General features: G+C 46.9%; 16 protein-coding genes. 14 read left to right on the top strand and 2 right to left on the bottom strand.

From position 1 onward, the window contains the following. Positions 1 to 200: 200 nt before the first annotated feature. The 7 genes from KDD36_06450 to recJ all read left to right on the top strand — a co-directional run bounded on the left by KDD36_06450 (position 201) and on the right by recJ (position 9,096). On the top strand, positions 201 to 1,208 hold the full coding sequence (locus KDD36_06450; GenBank protein MCB0396273.1) for a hypothetical protein: 1,008 nt from the start codon (positions 201 to 203) through the stop codon (positions 1,206 to 1,208). Between the two features lie 14 nt (positions 1,209 to 1,222). Continuing rightward, positions 1,223 to 1,900: a 16S rRNA (cytidine(1402)-2'-O)-methyltransferase gene (gene rsmI / locus KDD36_06445; protein ID MCB0396272.1), complete on the top strand. Its 678-nt coding sequence runs from the start codon at positions 1,223 to 1,225 to the stop codon at positions 1,898 to 1,900. A 385-nt stretch (positions 1,901 to 2,285) separates the two neighbouring features. After that, a complete protein-coding gene (locus KDD36_06440; GenBank protein MCB0396271.1) occupies positions 2,286 to 3,752 on the top strand; it encodes a M20/M25/M40 family metallo-hydrolase in 1,467 nt (488 codons plus the stop codon). Positions 3,753 to 4,098: 346 nt separating this feature from the next. Beyond that, entirely contained in the window at positions 4,099 to 4,980 is an 882-nt protein-coding gene (locus tag KDD36_06435) for a prephenate dehydratase (GenBank protein MCB0396270.1), read from the top strand. Positions 4,981 to 4,987: 7 nt separating this feature from the next. Next, positions 4,988 to 6,049: a bifunctional 3-deoxy-7-phosphoheptulonate synthase/chorismate mutase type II gene (locus tag KDD36_06430; protein MCB0396269.1), complete on the top strand. Its 1,062-nt coding sequence runs from the start codon at positions 4,988 to 4,990 to the stop codon at positions 6,047 to 6,049. Between the two features lie 338 nt (positions 6,050 to 6,387). Then, complete coding sequence (locus tag KDD36_06425) at positions 6,388 to 6,855, top strand: hypothetical protein (GenBank protein MCB0396268.1); 468 nt, start codon at positions 6,388 to 6,390, stop codon at positions 6,853 to 6,855. A 522-nt stretch (positions 6,856 to 7,377) separates the two neighbouring features. Further along, positions 7,378 to 9,096, top strand: coding sequence for a single-stranded-DNA-specific exonuclease RecJ (gene recJ, locus KDD36_06420; GenBank protein MCB0396267.1), 1,719 nt, complete (start codon positions 7,378 to 7,380; stop codon positions 9,094 to 9,096). A 249-nt stretch (positions 9,097 to 9,345) separates the two neighbouring features. Here the strand turns inward: recJ and KDD36_06415 are convergent, their stop codons facing one another. Then, a complete protein-coding gene (locus KDD36_06415; GenBank protein MCB0396266.1) occupies positions 9,346 to 9,963 on the bottom strand; it encodes a hypothetical protein in 618 nt (205 codons plus the stop codon). A gap of 419 nt (positions 9,964 to 10,382) precedes the next feature. Between KDD36_06415 and KDD36_06410 the strand changes: the two genes are divergently transcribed. Further along, positions 10,383 to 10,979 (top strand): hypothetical protein, encoded by a 597-nt coding sequence (locus KDD36_06410; protein MCB0396265.1) that lies wholly within the window; start codon positions 10,383 to 10,385, stop codon positions 10,977 to 10,979. An 86-nt stretch (positions 10,980 to 11,065) separates the two neighbouring features. Here the strand turns inward: KDD36_06410 and KDD36_06405 are convergent, their stop codons facing one another. Further along, positions 11,066 to 12,328, bottom strand: coding sequence for a PKD domain-containing protein (locus KDD36_06405; GenBank protein ID MCB0396264.1), 1,263 nt, complete (start codon positions 12,326 to 12,328; stop codon positions 11,066 to 11,068). A 202-nt stretch (positions 12,329 to 12,530) separates the two neighbouring features. On the opposite strand from KDD36_06405, the gene KDD36_06400 reads away from it, so the two are divergent. From KDD36_06400 to KDD36_06375, 6 genes are all read left to right on the top strand, one after another. Beyond that, the gene (locus KDD36_06400) at positions 12,531 to 13,106 is read left to right on the top strand and encodes a dihydrofolate reductase family protein (GenBank protein MCB0396263.1); all 576 of its coding nucleotides are present in this window, start codon (positions 12,531 to 12,533) and stop codon (positions 13,104 to 13,106) included. A gap of 66 nt (positions 13,107 to 13,172) precedes the next feature. Then, positions 13,173 to 13,631, top strand: a complete 459-nt coding sequence (locus KDD36_06395; protein MCB0396262.1) for a cupin domain-containing protein — start codon at positions 13,173 to 13,175, stop codon at positions 13,629 to 13,631. A 1,021-nt stretch (positions 13,632 to 14,652) separates the two neighbouring features. After that, positions 14,653 to 14,877, top strand: a complete 225-nt coding sequence (locus KDD36_06390) for a hypothetical protein (GenBank protein MCB0396261.1) — start codon at positions 14,653 to 14,655, stop codon at positions 14,875 to 14,877. Positions 14,878 to 14,949: 72 nt separating this feature from the next. Beyond that, positions 14,950 to 15,618, top strand: coding sequence for a hypothetical protein (locus KDD36_06385; protein MCB0396260.1), 669 nt, complete (start codon positions 14,950 to 14,952; stop codon positions 15,616 to 15,618). A gap of 43 nt (positions 15,619 to 15,661) precedes the next feature. After that, the gene (locus KDD36_06380) at positions 15,662 to 16,111 is read left to right on the top strand and encodes an SMI1/KNR4 family protein (GenBank protein ID MCB0396259.1); all 450 of its coding nucleotides are present in this window, start codon (positions 15,662 to 15,664) and stop codon (positions 16,109 to 16,111) included. An 86-nt stretch (positions 16,112 to 16,197) separates the two neighbouring features. After that, the coding region (locus tag KDD36_06375; GenBank protein ID MCB0396258.1) for a hypothetical protein at positions 16,198 to 16,653 on the top strand (456 nt) is incomplete at its 3' end.

Raw genomic sequence — 16,653 nt, 5'->3', positions numbered from 1 at the left:
ACCGGAGATATTCATGATCTTGGGTTTTGGTTACCCCAAACCTAGCGCGGTCTCATGGCGAAGTGAAACGGAATTATGCCGCCCTTATCAGCGGATTCTTAGAAATTGCAAACCGAAAGTTGGTTCGGACAGATTTGCACATGCATTTGCAAAAAATGCAAATCGCCTTCGGATTTTTGATATTTTTAAAAAAAAATAGCGTGATCGAAACGGCCTCCATACAACAGCACCTCATCAACCAGGTCAAATCCTCCTTGCCCTCCGGAGCATCTCTTGTCACTGAGATCTCCGACCTGCTGGACGTAAGCAGTGATAGTGCTTACCGGCGCATACGGGGCGAAAAGGAATTCTCCATCTGTGAACTGGAAAAGGTCTGCCGGCACTTCGGTGTATCATTCGATGGGCTGATGGGACTGTCATCTGAGAATGTGGTATTCCGGAATGTGGCGCTGGAAAGCCAGAACTTCAATATTCACCAATACCTACAGGGCATTGTAAATGACCTGCAAATGACGGTGAACTATGAGAACGCCCGGATCACTTATATGAGCAAAGATGTTCCGATCATCCAGTTGTTCCAGATCCCGGAAGTGGCCGCATTCAAAACATTCGTGTGGATGAAGACCATGGCCGGATTCGCCGATCTCGAAAAGGCCAGGTTCAACGTAGAGATGATGGATGATAAGGTGGCTGAGCTGGGCAATCAGATCATCGATCTCGCTATCAAAATCCCGACAACCGAAGTGTGGAGCCAAGAAACATTGGTGAGTATGATCTCACAGATCCGGTACTATTGGCAAACCGACGTATTTGAAAGCAAAGAAGACGCTTTGTTCCTTTGCAGTAAACTCAAAGTGCTCATTTCTCATGTGGCCTCCGAGGCAGAACATGGGTTCAAATATCATTGTGGCGGAAACCCCGGGGGTATACCAGGTACCTATCAATTTTATATCAATGATCTGGTACTGCCCGATAACAACATCCATATTGCCATGGGAGATAAGCAGGCGGTATACGTCAGCCATAATGTGATGAACTACCTTGTCACCCATGATACAGGCTTTTGCGACAGGACCAAGAATATCCTGGATAATCTTACCAAACGCTCTACCCTGGTTAGTCAGGTGGCGGAACGTGAGCGAAGTATTTTCTTCCGGAAACTGCAAAACAAGGTGGATGCAGTTATGGCAGACATAGACAAAGCCTGATCATACACCCCTCCTTGTCTGGCAAGCTATATATCGTCCCCACCCCCATCGGCAACCTCGAGGACATTACCCTCCGAAGCATGCGTGTCCTGAAAGAGGTTGATGCCATCCTGGCGGAAGACACCCGTACCAGTAAGAAACTGATGATGCACCTGGGTCTTTCGACACCATTGTCCGCATTCCATCAGCACAACGAACACCAGGCCCTGGAAAGGGTGATGGATAGATTAAAGAACGGAGATGTTCTTGCCCTGATCAGTGATGCAGGGATGCCTGGCATCTCTGATCCGGGGTTTCTTCTGGTGAGGGAATGTATCCGGTCCGGCATTGCCTACGAAACCTTACCAGGTCCTTCTGCATTGCTGCCCGCCCTGGTTAATTCCGGATTGCCAACCGACCGGTTTACCTTTGAAGGATTTCTGCCACATAAAAAAGGGAGACAGACCCGCATTGCACGCTTGACAGAGGAAGATCGGACCATGGTCTTTTTCGAATCTCCACATCGCCTGCTGAAAACACTTGAACAATTGTCGGAAGCCTTCGGCAAAGACCGGCAGGCGTCTGTGTCGAGAGAGCTGACCAAACTGCATGAGGAGAACATCACCGGCACCTTGTCGGAATTGCACAGCCATTTTTCATCCAAAGCCATCAAAGGAGAGATTGTGTTGGTGGTTGCGGGGTGCGCTGTTTGACCTTTTATAATTTCAATTGCATGCAATTGAAATTGGTTTAAAGCCAAACAAATAATGAGAATAGATATGCTTACTTTCTTTTTCCTTGATGAAAAAGAAACAAAAAATCAAGAACGAACGATGCTATCATCCCGCTCTGAAGTAATGCTAAAACAATGCAAAAGTAGTGGGTATGCACCCAAAGGCTTAGGCCCCTTTTGCTTGTTTTAACGCATCACTTCATTCACATCCTTCCCACGCCCGCCGTTCGTTCCTGCCATCACACTTTGGCATTCCGGGAGCAGCAACATCGAGCTATACGATTGTAATTCACTGCCTGATATATGGCATTGCATTTCGGACAAAAACAATATTTCCTTACTTTCACTTTCATATCCGTAACCATATGAACAAAATTTTGATCGCAGCATGTGCGGCGTTGTTACTTTTTTCCTGTACTTCCAAAACACCGACGAACAGACCCCTCTCCGAAATTTTCTCGGATATCAACCGGAATGTGACGGCTCACTCCTCGGGATACGATGATCTCCGGGAGGCCACCTCCACCATCGGTCACCGACTCACCGGTAGTGAGAATGGGGCAAAAGCTGAGGTTTTTGTTTTGGAAAAATTCCGGAAGTACGGGTTTGAAGATGCTACCTATCTACCCTTCGAGGTCGAAGCCTGGGCACGAAAATCCATTTCCCTGGACATCATGTCTGACGACACCTCATTTTCTCTGAAAACAGTAGCCCTCGCCCATTCCCCGGTTCATGCCGATGTTCAGGGGCAGCTGATCTTTGCAGGGAGCGGATTACGCAAAGACCTGAAAAAATTGGGGGACGCCATTCGCGGAAATATCATCCTGGCCAATATAGGCCTGGAACCTCAGGACTCCACCGAGAAGAACCTGCATCGTTCTGAAAAAACCGCACTGGCCATTGATTTTGGTGCAGCAGGTGTGATCCTCTATAACCGCGTGGAGGGAAACATTCTGCTTACCGGCACCGCCTCCGTGACCGGAGAACTGAATCCCATTCCTGCCGCCAATATCTCCTGGGAAGATGGACAAATGCTGAAAGATCTGATGAATCAAGGTAAGCAACTCTCTGCCCATCTTGCCATGGAAAATGCCAGCAATATCATCAAAGCACGAAATGTCGTGGCTACCCTTCGCGGTTCCGGAAAACCTGAGGAGGTCATTCTGATCGGCGGACACCTGGACAGCTGGGACCTTGCCACCGGTGCCATAGACAACGGCATCGGATCCTTTACCGTACTGGACATTGCCCGTACCTTCAAAAGTGCCGGACTACATCCCGAACGCACCATCCAATTTGTAATGTTCATGGGAGAGGAACAGGGCCTGCTCGGCTCGAAGTATATGGCACAGCAAATGATCGCCAGCGGCGAGATTGATAAACTCCGGTACATCATCAACCTGGACATGTCCGGTAATCCAAAAGGTTTCAGCTGGTCCGGACGGGAAGAAATGAAAGATTTCTTCAATCATATCGGTACAACCATTCAAACCATTGATTCCACTTTTTCAAATGAAGGCAATGCGAAGTCTGGACTGCACAGTGACCATTTCCCTTTCATGCTTGAAGGAATCCCTGTTTTAGGCATGATCAGCAATATGAATGACAGCATCTACAAATACTATCATTCCAATGGAGACGATTTCAATCTGATAGACAAATCATGGATGGTGAACGGCACACGATATACGGCCATGGCCCTTTACGCCCTGGCAGATGCCGACTCCATTCCCGCAGGTAAACTGAACAGTGATGAGGCGAAGGAATTCTTTATCCGACAAGGATTCAAAGAAGAAATGGTGGTTGGGAAGACCTGGAAATGGGAAGAATAATGTGTACGGCATATACCGGCGAAGAAAAAAACTGCTTTTCAGTACAGAATAATCAACGGCCCTCAAAACAGACTTACGCACCAATCCTCCACCTAATCCCAGTTTACCCAAAACAATATTCTGTTTTACGTGAAGAGATTATTAATAACTGATATATTGTTTGGATTTAAGGGAAAGCCTTCGTTCCTTTGTGTTCTGAAATTAATGCCATGAGAAAGACCAACTACTTCTTCTTTTATTTTTATAACAGGTCCCACCGGGGAATCTGAGAGGAAGCGTTGCAAAAAAACATCACCTACAGGCCCCGAAAACTCGGGGCTTTTTTTTTGAATAAAATAACCATCGAATGAGTACAAAAAAGAAAATAGGGATCCAGGGAGTTGCAGCATCGTTCCACGATGTGGTCGCCCATCAGTATTTCGGGGATAACATTGAAACAATTGCATGCGCATCTTTCAAGACCCTGTGTGAGAAACTGGTGAGCGGTGAGGTGGACTTCAGCGTGATGGCCATCGAGAACTCGCTCTCCGGAAGTCTGCTCACCAACTACCGTCTGATCCAGGATCATCACCTGAAGATCATCGGTGAAAGGTACCTGCACATCCAGCAGAACCTGATGGCCCTTCCCGGGGTGAAGCTGGAGGACATCAAGGTGGTCCGGTCGCACCCGATCGCTCTGAGACAATGTGGTGAATATCTGGCCACCCACCCCGACTGGGAATTGCAGGAATACAACGACACCGCTGAATGCGCGCGCATCATTGCCGAAGAAAAGAATACGCATGCAGCTGCCATCGCCGGTTTGTATGCAGCCGAACACTATGGATTAAATATCCTGGAACGCGGCATCGAGACCCACAAGAAGAATTACACCCGCTTCATGATCCTGTCCACCATGGCAGAAGAAAGCACCGATCATAACAAGGCCTCGGTAAGCATCCGTCTGGGACACCAGGTGGGTAGCCTGGCCCAGGTGCTCAATATCTTCACACAGCACCACATCAACATGACCAAGATACAGTCGGTACCGGTGGTGGGTCAACCCAATGAATACACCTTCCACATTGATGTGGAGTGGGCATCATACCCGGATTATGAAAACGCCATGCACCAGGTACTGAAACACGTCAGCCACTTGTCCGTGCTGGGAGAATACAAAAAAGGAAATTTGGAACAACTATTAAATACGACAAACGATGAAGCCAGAATTGAACATTCAACCTATTGATACCTGGATGCCGGATCCCCAGAAACCGGTGATCATAGCAGGACCATGTAGCGCAGAAAATGCCGACCAGGTGATGACCACCGCACGCGGCATCGCCCGGCTGGGCAAGGTGAAAATTTTCCGCGCCGGCATATGGAAACCACGTACCCGCCCCAATTCTTTTGAAGGTGTGGGGGAAGAAGGCCTGAAATGGCTCAAGGATGTGAAGGAAGAGACAGGCATGCTGCTCACCACCGAGGTGGCCAACGCCGAACACGTTGAACTTTGTCTGAAGTACGGCATCGACATCCTATGGGTGGGTGCACGTACCACAGTCAACCCTTTCTCCGTGCAGAACATCGCCGACGCCCTAAAAGGAGTGGACGTTCCGGTCATGGTGAAGAACCCCATCAACCCTGATCTGCAGTTGTGGATCGGTGCACTGGAACGCATCCATGGGGCGGGCATCACCAAGCTGGCTGCCATCCACAGGGGATTCTCTCCTTTCGAGAAAACCCCGTTCCGCAACGTCCCCAAATGGGAGCTGGCGATTGAAATGAGACGGACCCTTCCGAACCTTCCGATGATATGCGACCCGAGCCATATCGCCGGAAGCCGTGAACTGCTGTCTTACGTTTGCCAGAAGGCAATGGACCTGGATATGACCGGACTGATGATCGAGACGCACATCCAACCCCGTGCAGCATTGAGTGATGCGGAACAACAGGTGACCCCGGAAGATCTCGGCAAGCTGCTTTCTTCCATCACCGTTCGGAAATCTTCCAATGAAAGCATTGAGTTCCGAAGCAAACTGGATCAGCTGCGCGCGGAGATCGACAAGCTGGATGATGACCTGCTGCATGTGCTCTCCACCCGGATGAAGGTGGCTGAGAAAATCGGTGAGTACAAGCGCGACAATGAGGTGACCATCCTCCAGCTGAACCGTTGGGAAGAGATCATGAACAAGCGCATGGAGATAGGCCAGGCTCTTGGCCTCAGTCCGGATTTCACCAAGCAGATGTACCAGATGATCCACAAGGAATCCATCCGGAAACAGGAGGAGATCATGAATACCGCTGTGAAAGCGTAGTTATGGGTTTTTAGTTTGTGGTTTCTGGTCATCCGGGAAAGCTCAGACTTCCATTAAAGAGCGTCGGGCGGAGATTGAATCTTCGCCCGATTTTTTTTGCAGCGAAACGGTTATCGTTCTCACCAAATTCCGTCGGGCTTTTCATTGCTACTCCTCACACTGCCGTGGTTTGCAATCAACTTTCCTTTTTAACGATCCGGCAGTGTTGCGGGGTATTCATTTCAATCCCGGCTGGATTGAACGGTTCTGAGGTTGTCGTAAACTCACCCTGTCAGGGTTTAAACCCTGACAGGGTGATGCGGGAATGATCTATCACAACATTTCTTCCTTAAATTCGCATGATGACCTCTGCTAAGAAACCAAACACAAAATCCCCCGAACTGGGATTTGGAACCAGGACCGGCGAGTTCCGGGCACGACTGATCAACCGTGATGGCACCTTTAACATCCAGCGGACCGAGACTTCGCGGTGGACAGCGGTAAGCATTTACCATGCCCTCATCCGCATGAAGTGGTGGAAGTTCAACCTGATCATCGAGGAGGACAGTCCTCTTTTTGGCATGGAAGAAAAGGATTTTGAGAAGCAACAGGTAGAATTTCTGATCTCCATCACCGGTTTTGATGACACCTTTTCGCAAACCGTACATAGCCGCTTATCCTATACCTGGGATGAACTGAAGTATGGCTTCCGTTTCATCAGCATCTTCGGTACCGATGATAAAGGGGTGACCACACAAAACATGAAGATGTTGAGTGATGTGGAGAAGGCACCACTTCCGGAATGGGCACAGGAGTTTAGTTTGTAGTTTTTGGTTTCTTGTTTGCTTTGCCCGCATCGCCTTCGCGTAGCCGCTATGGCGGAGCAAGGCCGAATCCCGTGCTTACGGGAGAAGGTGGGTGGTTAACCGAAGTCTGCAAACGTCACCAGTCAATTCAACATTTCATAGTCCCTCTGGCTACGCCTGAGCTCTGTGGTTCTCTGATTTCTCTGTGTTAAAAAAACGCGTGCTAAAAAATGTTTATCACAGAGGTTAGTGAGAGGCACAGAGGACACAGAGAAAATAAATATCATTCTCCCTGGCAATGCCTCAACTCTGTGTACTCTGTGGTTCTCTGATTTCTCTGTGTTAAAAAAACGTGTGCCAAAAAATGTTTATCACAGAGGTTAGTGAGAAGCACAGAGGGCACAGAGCAAAATGTTCCTGGTTAACATGATCATGCCAATGCCGTTGCTATTCATTTTTCATTCTTAATTCCTAATTCTCACCCACGTGATTTTTTTCACGCATTTGTCCCACAGGAATTTTTCCTTTTGATACATTAGCAACATGGAGCAACGATGGGTGATCAAAGAAGCCGGGGACCCGGAGGTGGTGGACAGACTCTCAAGAGAATTGAACCTGAGTCCGCTGCTGGCCAACCTCCTCGTACAACGTGGCATTACCACTTTTGAAGAAGCGCGCACTTTTTTCAGACCTACTTTGGATGATCTCCACGATCCTTTTTTGATGAAGGACATGGATGTTGCCGTGGAACGCATCGTCCGGGCTATTGACGGCAAGGAAAAAATCCTGGTCTATGGAGACTACGATGTGGACGGCACCACATCCGTTGCACTCGTCTACTCCGTTTTGAAATACCTCACCCCCCATCTTGACATCTACATCCCCGACCGCTACGCCGAAGGCTACGGCATATCCGAGCAAGGTGTCCGGTACGCGGCAGAGCATAATTTCAGCCTCATCATCGCACTTGACTGTGGCATCAAAGCCATCGACAAAGTATCGCTGGCTACCAGTCTGGGTGTAGACTTCATCATCTGCGACCATCACCTGCCTGGTGAACAGTGGCCGGAAGCCGTCGCCGTACTTGATGCCAAACGCCCCGACTGTGACTACCCTTATAAAGAACTCTCCGGATGTGGTGTGGGATTCAAGTTGATGCAGGCATTGGCTACCCGGTATGAAGAACTCAAAGCACCCCTGATGGACTGCCTTGACCTGGCCGCCATCTCCATCTGTTCAGACATCGTCCCGATCACAGGTGAGAATCGCGTATTGTGCCACTACGGACTGAAGGCCCTCAACGAACACCCACGCCCAGGCATTGCCGCACTGCTGCAGATGAGCCAGATGAAAAAAAACCTGACCGTCACCGATGTGGTCTTTACCATCGGACCTCGCATCAATGCCGCAGGACGCATGGAAAGCGGCCGTAAGGCAGTGGAGTTGCTGATATCAGAAAATGATGAGAGTGCTTCCACCAAGGGGGAACAGATCCATCTGAATAATTCCGAAAGGGTGAATGTTGACAAGGCCATCACGCGCGAAGCACTGGACCTCATCGCAGCAGACACTACCCTGCAAAGCAGAAAGACCACCGTGCTCTACAATCCGGAATGGCATAAAGGCGTGATCGGCATCGTGGCATCCAGACTCACCGAGACCTATTACCGCCCCACCATCCTGCTTACCCGGTCCAATGGTGTGGCTACCGGATCTGCCAGATCCGTCAAGGGCTTTGATGTGTACAGTGCCATCGAGGCATGTTCCGATCTGCTGGAACAGTTCGGTGGACATATGTATGCCGCCGGTCTCACCATCGCACTCGACAAGATCGAAGCTTTCACGCAACGTTTTGAAGAGGTGGTGAGCACACGCATCGAACCCCACATGCTCACCCCGGAAATTGAGATCGATGCGCAAATTGACTTCCCTGATATCACCCCGAAGTCCTATGCCATCCTGGAGCAGTTCGCCCCATTCGGTCCTGGAAACCTGGCGCCGGTGTTCACCACTACAAAGGTACTGGATCGCGGCTATGCCAAGTGCGTAGGCAAAGAAAATGAACATCTGAAATGCGACCTCTTCCAGGCCCTCTACCCCAACGTGCGCTTCGGTGCCATCGGCTTCCGACTCGGCGATCGCGTGGAACTGCTGCGTGCCGGCAACCCCGTTGACATCTGTTACACCGTGGAAGAGAACGAGTGGAATGGCAATACACGGCTGCAGCTGGTGCTGAAGGATTTGCGGGTGAGGAGGGGGTAGTTCTTATTTTCGGAAATCAATAGAAAACATGCAGCCTAACATTACCGTGCTGGCGCGGATTTGCAATCCGTGCAGGAATTTATTTATGTCATAATGCGCCTAATCAGTAATCTTGAGGGCTAGGCGTAAGCGCCGTATATTTGGTTCTTTACTAAAATCACGGATTGCAAATCCGCGCCAGCATGGCGTCGCTAGTGTAATCACGATAGTTCGAGTGGCAAAAATGTTTTTCATTTGGATGGTTTAACATCAATAATCAAGAAACCAGACATTATCATCTCCCTGAAATCCTTTCGATTTCTTCTTTTCATGCTCTATTTTACCTGTAAAACGTTCCAAGGTAGACTTAATGCTCAGCGGTTTTTCCGCTAACCTTTTCAATTCACTTTTCTCTACATTATTAATATTCTGGGGTTTATATGAAAATGATCCAATCTTTACCAAAAAAGTTTTAGAGTCATTTGCAACTGTAACGATATCGAAGTGTATAGAATATTCCCCGCCGGTTATTATAGTCCTTTCTATAAGTCTTAACTTTCTATCTGGTCCTAACGTATATCTTTTTTTCCAGAAATTTACAATAGTCACTTCTATTTGACCATTAGGGTATACTAAAAATTCACGTCCCCTTACCATCATTATCCAGCATGCAACTACAAGCAAACCTATAATACATATTATATCCCCGATTTCCAGGAGTCTATTAATCACTCCTCCATTATTGAGCATAAAGTGCAACAATGCACCCATTATTAGAAGAAAGAATACCAAAAAAAGCTTAGCTACTCTACTTCCTATACCAGAGACTAATCGTATAAAGCGGTCCGTCTCCTGTATTTTTACATTTGTATAATCTCTTATAATCATAGTATACTAATTTATGGAGAATGTCTGAGGTATCCTTTTGGCTTTACACCCGTTTCTGTCTTTGATGGCATGAATTGAATAGTCATAGATTTGAGAAACCCTTTCAACTTAGAACTACTAAATTGATATATTGCTCGCATAGTGAAATCCTGTATCTCATAGTTCATCTTCAACTGATTCACAGCATATCGCTGAATCTCTTTCGTAGTTTTTCTTAGTGCCCTCCGTGCTGGCGCGGATTTGCAATCCGTGCAGGAATTTAATTATGCAATAATGCGCCTAATCAGTAATCTTGAGTGTTAGATGTAAGCGCCGTATATTTGGCTCTTTATTAAAATCACGGATTGCAAATCCGCGCCAGCTAAGGGTCATGCTTTCTATCAAAAACTATCTATGCATATGCAGGTACAAAAAACATTATGAAGCAGATAAATATACTAATCACACTTATGATTGGTTGTGTTGGTTGCAATCAAACTAACCAATCAACAACCGCTGGTGACTACCAACCGAAAAATGATTCCTTGACTTCAGAAACCAAATCAGAAGTAATGGGAGACTTTACAATTTATGAGCACGACTTATCAATGTATAATGAAAAGTATTTCATGAGGATTACACCTGATGTAGACTCGGTTCTTAATAAGTATGAATCCAACATTCTGCTAACAAAGAAAACCGATACAATATTTAACAAGACCATTAACATCGATTCACTTGGCCTGACCATATTGAAGCATAGGATATTTGCAGACAGCACTGAATATTCTAGAATTGCTACTGACTATGAATTAAGAAAAGTTGTTTATCATGGCGTTCGAACAAATGACCTGTATTTTGAGGCAAAGATCGAATCTGAGAAACGACACAAAACGTTAATAGTACTTTTCCAAATATCATATTTATATAAAGACGAAATAGGAAAACTATTTGTCAATGGATTTAATGAAAATGGATTCGGTCCTAATGAAGGTGAAACAGAAAATAATAAGAATAGAGCGATTAAGGCTCTTTGACCAACCCTTGGCTCCGTGCTAGCGCGGATTTGCAATCCGTGCCACCTAAGGGGGCTTTTCAAAAAGCTCCGGCCAGCACTCTTCCCTTACTCCACAATCACCAATGCCACATTCCCTGCATTCCCATCTGCGGCAATGACCGACAGGCGGTACAGGCCCGGGGCCAGGTCCGGTGACAAAGAGATTTCCCCGTTGGCCCGATAAACACTTTTGGTAAACAACCTTTTGCCTTGCAGGTCATACACCTCAAGTGTGTAGTCTTGCGGATCTGCGTTGTGTAGTCGCAATGTGAACCGGCCATGACCCGGATTGGGGTATATGGAGAACATGGGCTGTGCCGGCACCATACCGGTAGATGTGGTTTGGATCACCACATTGGCACAGGAGGAGTCGGAGACACAGTTATCCGTTACCGTAAGGCATACCAGGTAGGTACCATTGGCGGCATAGACGTGCGACGGATTTTGCTGCGTGCTGGTATTGCCATCGCCGAAGTCCCAGAGCCAGCTGACCGGTGAACCCGAAGAGGTATCCGTAAACATGACCGTCGTGTCCGTCTGATTGATGTTGAACCCTGCTACCAGGACTTCACATATCCTGATGTTGTGGCAAACGGAATCCGTACCGCAACTGTTGGTCACTGTCAGGCAGGTGGTATAACTGCCAGGGGCTGAAAAAGTGTGCGTCGGGTTTTGTTGCGTGCTGATGTTGCCGTCACCAAAATCCCAGAACCAGCTTGTGGGTGCGCCTGCAGAAGTATCGGTATATGAAACCTGTAGGTTCGTTGCGGTGAAACTAAAACCCGGATCAGGCACAGGGCATGCCACCGTGGTAGTATGACACACAGAGTCCGTACCGCAACTGTTGGTCACCGTTAGACAGGTGGTATAACTGCCAGGGGCTGAAAAAGTATGCGTTGGATTTTGTTGGGTGCTAATGTTGCCATCACCAAAATCCCAAAGCCAGCTCGTAGGCACTCCCGAAGACGTATCCGTATAAGACACCTGAAGGTTCGTTGCGGTGAAACTAAAACCTGGGTCAGGCATAGGGCACGCCACCGTCGTGGTATGGCATACCGAATCCGTACCACAACTGTCTGTCACCGTTAAGCAGGTGGTATAACTACCGGCTGCTGCGTATGTATGTGTCGGGTTTTGCTGCGTGCTGCTGTTGCCATCACCGAAGTCCCAGAACCAGCTGGTCGGTACTCCCGAAGAGGTATCGGTAAAGGATACCTGAAGGTTCGACGCCGTAAAGCTGAAACCCGGGGTACATTGACCGGATGCCTGAATCCATGTCATGGTCGCCAACAATGCGGATAGTATGAAAGATGCCTGTGTTTTTCTCATCAGTGCGGGATTTTGGACAAGCCAAAATAAAAATAAAAGTGGAGTCAGCCGCTCAATGCTTTTTTTGCCATCAACTATTCTAAAGCATTCGGCAAAAAATAAATAAAACGTACTTTGTATGTGATGATGGAATCAGATCATAAAGTGTAAAAACAATGACGCGTTGTTGTCCTACAGGACCATATTCAAAAAACAAAACCCTATGAGAAAAATCATTTCATTCATGCACCTATCGCTCGACGGCTTTGTGGCCGGACCAAACGGTGAAATGGACTGGATCAAGGTTGATCAGGACATCTTTGATCATGTTGGTAAGCGCATCAGCCAAGGGGACGCCGCATTGTACGGCAGGGTCACTTACCAGATGATGGAGAGCTATTGGCCCACCGCAGCGGATCAACCCAATGCCACCAAACACGACATTGAGCATTCAAAGTGGTATGCCGGCGCCCACAAAATTGTTTTGTCCACAACAATGAAGGACGCCGGTTTGTCTAACACTACCATCATCAACCACAACCTGGCGGACAGCATCAATGAAATAAAACAATCCGGCGGGAATGAAGACATCCTGCTTTTCGGTAGCCCCACCGCCACACATTCCCTCATTCAACAAAGCCTGATTGACGGATACTGGCTGTTTGTAAACCCCATCATTCTTGGACAAGGCATCCCATTGTTCACAAATATCAAAGAGAAAATAAAACTCAATCTACTATCCACCCGACAATTTGCCTGCGGGGTTACGGAGTTGAATTATACGGTAGACAAGTTATAACTTCGAATCCCATATCAGTCCCTCTGCTACAATCCAACATTGAAATCATCACACCACCCACATCCTATGAAAACACATGGCTTTTGGTTCCTGAATACGCTTGTAAAAATCCGGATATCCGGTGATGACAACGCAGATCATATATCGGTACTGGAACATCATGCACCCCACGGTGATTCCCCTCCCCTTCACATCCACCACACCGAAGACGAAATCTTCGTGGTACTTGAAGGGGTATTCCGGTTTGTCATCGGCGGTGATGAACACCAACTTCAGGCCGGAGAAACCATATTGGCCCCCAAAGGAATCCCTCACGCTTACAGGGTTGAATCCACAAGCGGCGGCAAATGGCTGACCATGACCACCGGGCACGACTTCGAAAATTTTGTGAAGGCGGTTTCACGACCTGCTGAAATGGATTCCCTCCCAGAGCGTCATGGGCCACCAACGGAAGAATTCAAAGCAGAACTTTCCTCGCAATCATCCCGACATAACATCGAGATTGTCGGGCCACCTTTGCACTGAGAACAATAGTTGCCAACTCATGGATCCCAACTTGTCATATTTTACGTACTGCCCTCCCAAATCAAATTCCCACGGACATACGGTCAGGGACAATAATGTGAGGCGAGCAACCCAGAAAGTCATTGACAGTTTTGTCGACTGTTTTAATGCAACGTCTGACAATAGACTGGAGCTGGTATTGTATTATGATAAGGATCACGAATTGGAAATTGCCCACAGGACACGTGAGAAATTAACCGAATATTTAGGTCCTCTAAAGGGAAAATGGGACAACCCCGGATTTGCACATATGAATAATTATTTTTCGTGGAGATGCGAGAATATAAACATTCTTGACTTCCTGGCCTACACAGAGACATTGAAGAATAATGACTTTCTACCCTTGCATAAATATTGGATAAGCTCCTTTTACCACTACGGAAAAAGCCCCGACCCGAATGGACATATCATGTGCTCCATCCAACAGGGAAGACTTTTTGTTATGTTGAACCTCATTATTCCATATCCGATTAATGATGACAGATGCTATGAATTGATTTACAAATTTCACAAATCCCTCCCATTCAAATTAAATGGCAATCACTTCCGGCGCCTCGGACAAGGAAAAAGAGGATACAACCGATGGAAATTAGATGAAGAAACCCAAAACCAATTGAACGAGTGTTTAATAAAATCGAAAAAGAAATAAAGACGGCTACCATACATTAGTTGAAAAATATACTTATCACATTAACCCTGTTATCAATCGGTTGCAGTGACTCTGGGAACAGGAATCTATGCTTTCACAAGGGATCCCGGAGAAGAAGGTTGGGGATATCTTGCAGCGATAATGATCTGCCTCTTTTCGATGATTCCGTTGGCCATTGATCTGATCATGAGGTGGAGAATAAAAACCACAGACAAAACTTCACGATCCAGGCACCAATAGCTATTGGAATCACATGGTTATATTGGAGGTGGGAGTTCATCGGATTCTGAAATTGAATATGCCCTACAGAACATAAGGAACACTTAACCGACTATGTCCAGACAAAAGATCATCACCCTGCTTAAGATCGTTGCCATTCCCACGGTGTATGCGTTGTTGTTAAGGACAGTATTCGGGGAATCCACCTGGAGCGGGGTCTTTAACATGATGTCTAAAACATTTCTGTTCCTCCTGCCCTCCATCGTTGGCGCACTGACCGTGTATTTCTCAAGCATTGAAAGGGTGGAAAAATTATCGTACAGATTCTTCGCACCATAGCTACCCATCCTGGTTTTCTTTTTTATAACCCTCCTTTACCTGATAGAAGGTTGGCCTTGCCTGGTGATGATTTTGCCGATATTTCTGATTGCAGCATCCATCGGCGGACTTATAGGTGGCTATTTCAAACTCAGAAAGAAGGACAACGGATTGTATATTTCGGTGCTGGTCGTTTTACCGTTTCTTGCTTCACCCATCGAATCCTATATCGGCGCCAATACCACGCCATACAAGGCTTACACTTACATCGACATTGCCGCACCGGCTGATAAGATATGGGACAACGTCACAAGGGTGAGAGAAATCAGTGAGGAAGAAGACAACGGTTGGCTGACACACCTGCTGAACTTTCCGCGACCGGTAAACGCTGAGTTAAATCATGAAGGCGTCGGCGCCTACCGCGAAGCAATCTTTACCAATGGACTCGTATTTCATGAAACAGTGACCGAATACTTCGACAACCAGAAAATGTCATTCACGATCAAAGCGCTGCCACACGAAATACCCCTGACCACTATGGACGAACATTTGGTGGTGGGTGGCAAGTACTTTGATGTTCTGAACGGAACCTATGAGCTCGAAAAGCTTGACGAAAGGACCTGCCGGCTTCACCTGTGGAGCAACTTCAAGCTGACCACCACTTTCAATTTTTATGCAAGCTGGTGGGCCAACAGTATCATGAAGGATATACAGAACAACATCCTGCACATCCAGAAAGAACGGGCGGAAAGACAATCCTGAGGAATTGAATAATGGACAGAAAACACAAAAGGGCCATTTTGGTATGAATATAAAGGAGCTAGTCAACGCTATTACTCAAAGGCATTCCTCAGGTGGTATAGAGGTAAATCCACCTGCCGAAATTTCTGACATTGCGGAATTTGAAAAGAATACCAACTTCGTTTTACCAGCAGACTTCAGGGAGTTTTACTTAACATGCAATGGATTTGAGTGCACGGAAGACTTGTTTAATATGATTCCAATAAACACCACCAGACAACCCTCCCGGGATTTTGGTAACAACTGGTTTTATTTCGCAGAATACATGATCAACTCAGACATGTGGGGTCTGCGACATACCACCAACGGAAACTATGAAATATTTAATGGAAGCTTCCCCGAAATAGCCATGACCTCTTCTCTTTCCGAGTTCCTTCAGAGGTTTCTGAAAGGGAATATTTTCGAGGCCGGAGGGTTATACGATTGGCAAAACGAACTTGGTATCAAGGAATGACAATACACAAACACATTTTTCTGGCAATGCTCCTGATATCCTGCCGGAACGAACCTTCCACAAATTCTGAACCATTGAATTACGATATGGATTCCAGTTCGTCAAAACCGGAGATCATAGAAGAAGATGAATCGGATAACCATCTGAAATATCCCTTTATCGAAAAACTGCATGCACTCGGCTTTGGCACGGATACCAACCGGTTACACCAGCTCGCCTACTATGCCTACCCGGAGCTGAAGACATCTCCCTTTAATGAAGATGGAAATGCACTGGTATGCCAACTGGATATTCATAACAGCAGAGTTTTAAAAAGATTCCCCACGGGGGATATAGCATCCGTTCTCTTAAATTCCCTTCACAATGGCAAGGGCTTCTTTTTTGTGGAAGTTGACACGAACGGTGTAGGTTTAAAAAATTCTTTTGATTTTGGCATGGAACTCTGGGACTACACAGAAATGGACTCATCATTGATCAGGAATGCCTGGAAGGAAGTATACTTTCCTATGCCGGTCCGGGTCGATATAATCAATGGCAAGATG

It is taken from the genome of Flavobacteriales bacterium (assembly GCA_020435415.1).
Lineage (GTDB): Bacteria > Bacteroidota > Bacteroidia > JACJYZ01 > JACJYZ01 > JACJYZ01.
Note: the sequence above shows the minus strand (reverse complement) of the source record. Positions and strands in the feature narration are given on the sequence as shown.

Coding starts and splice junctions, on each gene's coding strand:
- KDD36_06430 (MCB0396269.1), top strand. CDS start 4,988: ATGCCGGATCCCCAGAAACCGGTGATCATAGCAGGACCATGTAGCGCA.
- KDD36_06425 (MCB0396268.1), top strand. CDS start 6,388: ATGATGACCTCTGCTAAGAAACCAAACACAAAATCCCCCGAACTGGGA.
- KDD36_06380 (MCB0396259.1), top strand. CDS start 15,662: ATGAATATAAAGGAGCTAGTCAACGCTATTACTCAAAGGCATTCCTCA.
- KDD36_06440 (MCB0396271.1), top strand. CDS start 2,286: ATGAACAAAATTTTGATCGCAGCATGTGCGGCGTTGTTACTTTTTTCC.
- KDD36_06390 (MCB0396261.1), top strand. CDS start 14,653: ATGTCCAGACAAAAGATCATCACCCTGCTTAAGATCGTTGCCATTCCC.
- KDD36_06395 (MCB0396262.1), top strand. CDS start 13,173: ATGAAAACACATGGCTTTTGGTTCCTGAATACGCTTGTAAAAATCCGG.
- KDD36_06405 (MCB0396264.1), bottom strand. CDS start 12,328: ATGAGAAAAACACAGGCATCTTTCATACTATCCGCATTGTTGGCGACC.
- KDD36_06415 (MCB0396266.1), bottom strand. CDS start 9,963: ATGATTATAAGAGATTATACAAATGTAAAAATACAGGAGACGGACCGC.
- KDD36_06410 (MCB0396265.1), top strand. CDS start 10,383: ATGAAGCAGATAAATATACTAATCACACTTATGATTGGTTGTGTTGGT.
- KDD36_06435 (MCB0396270.1), top strand. CDS start 4,099: ATGAGTACAAAAAAGAAAATAGGGATCCAGGGAGTTGCAGCATCGTTC.
- KDD36_06400 (MCB0396263.1), top strand. CDS start 12,531: ATGAGAAAAATCATTTCATTCATGCACCTATCGCTCGACGGCTTTGTG.
- recJ (MCB0396267.1), top strand. CDS start 7,378: ATGGAGCAACGATGGGTGATCAAAGAAGCCGGGGACCCGGAGGTGGTG.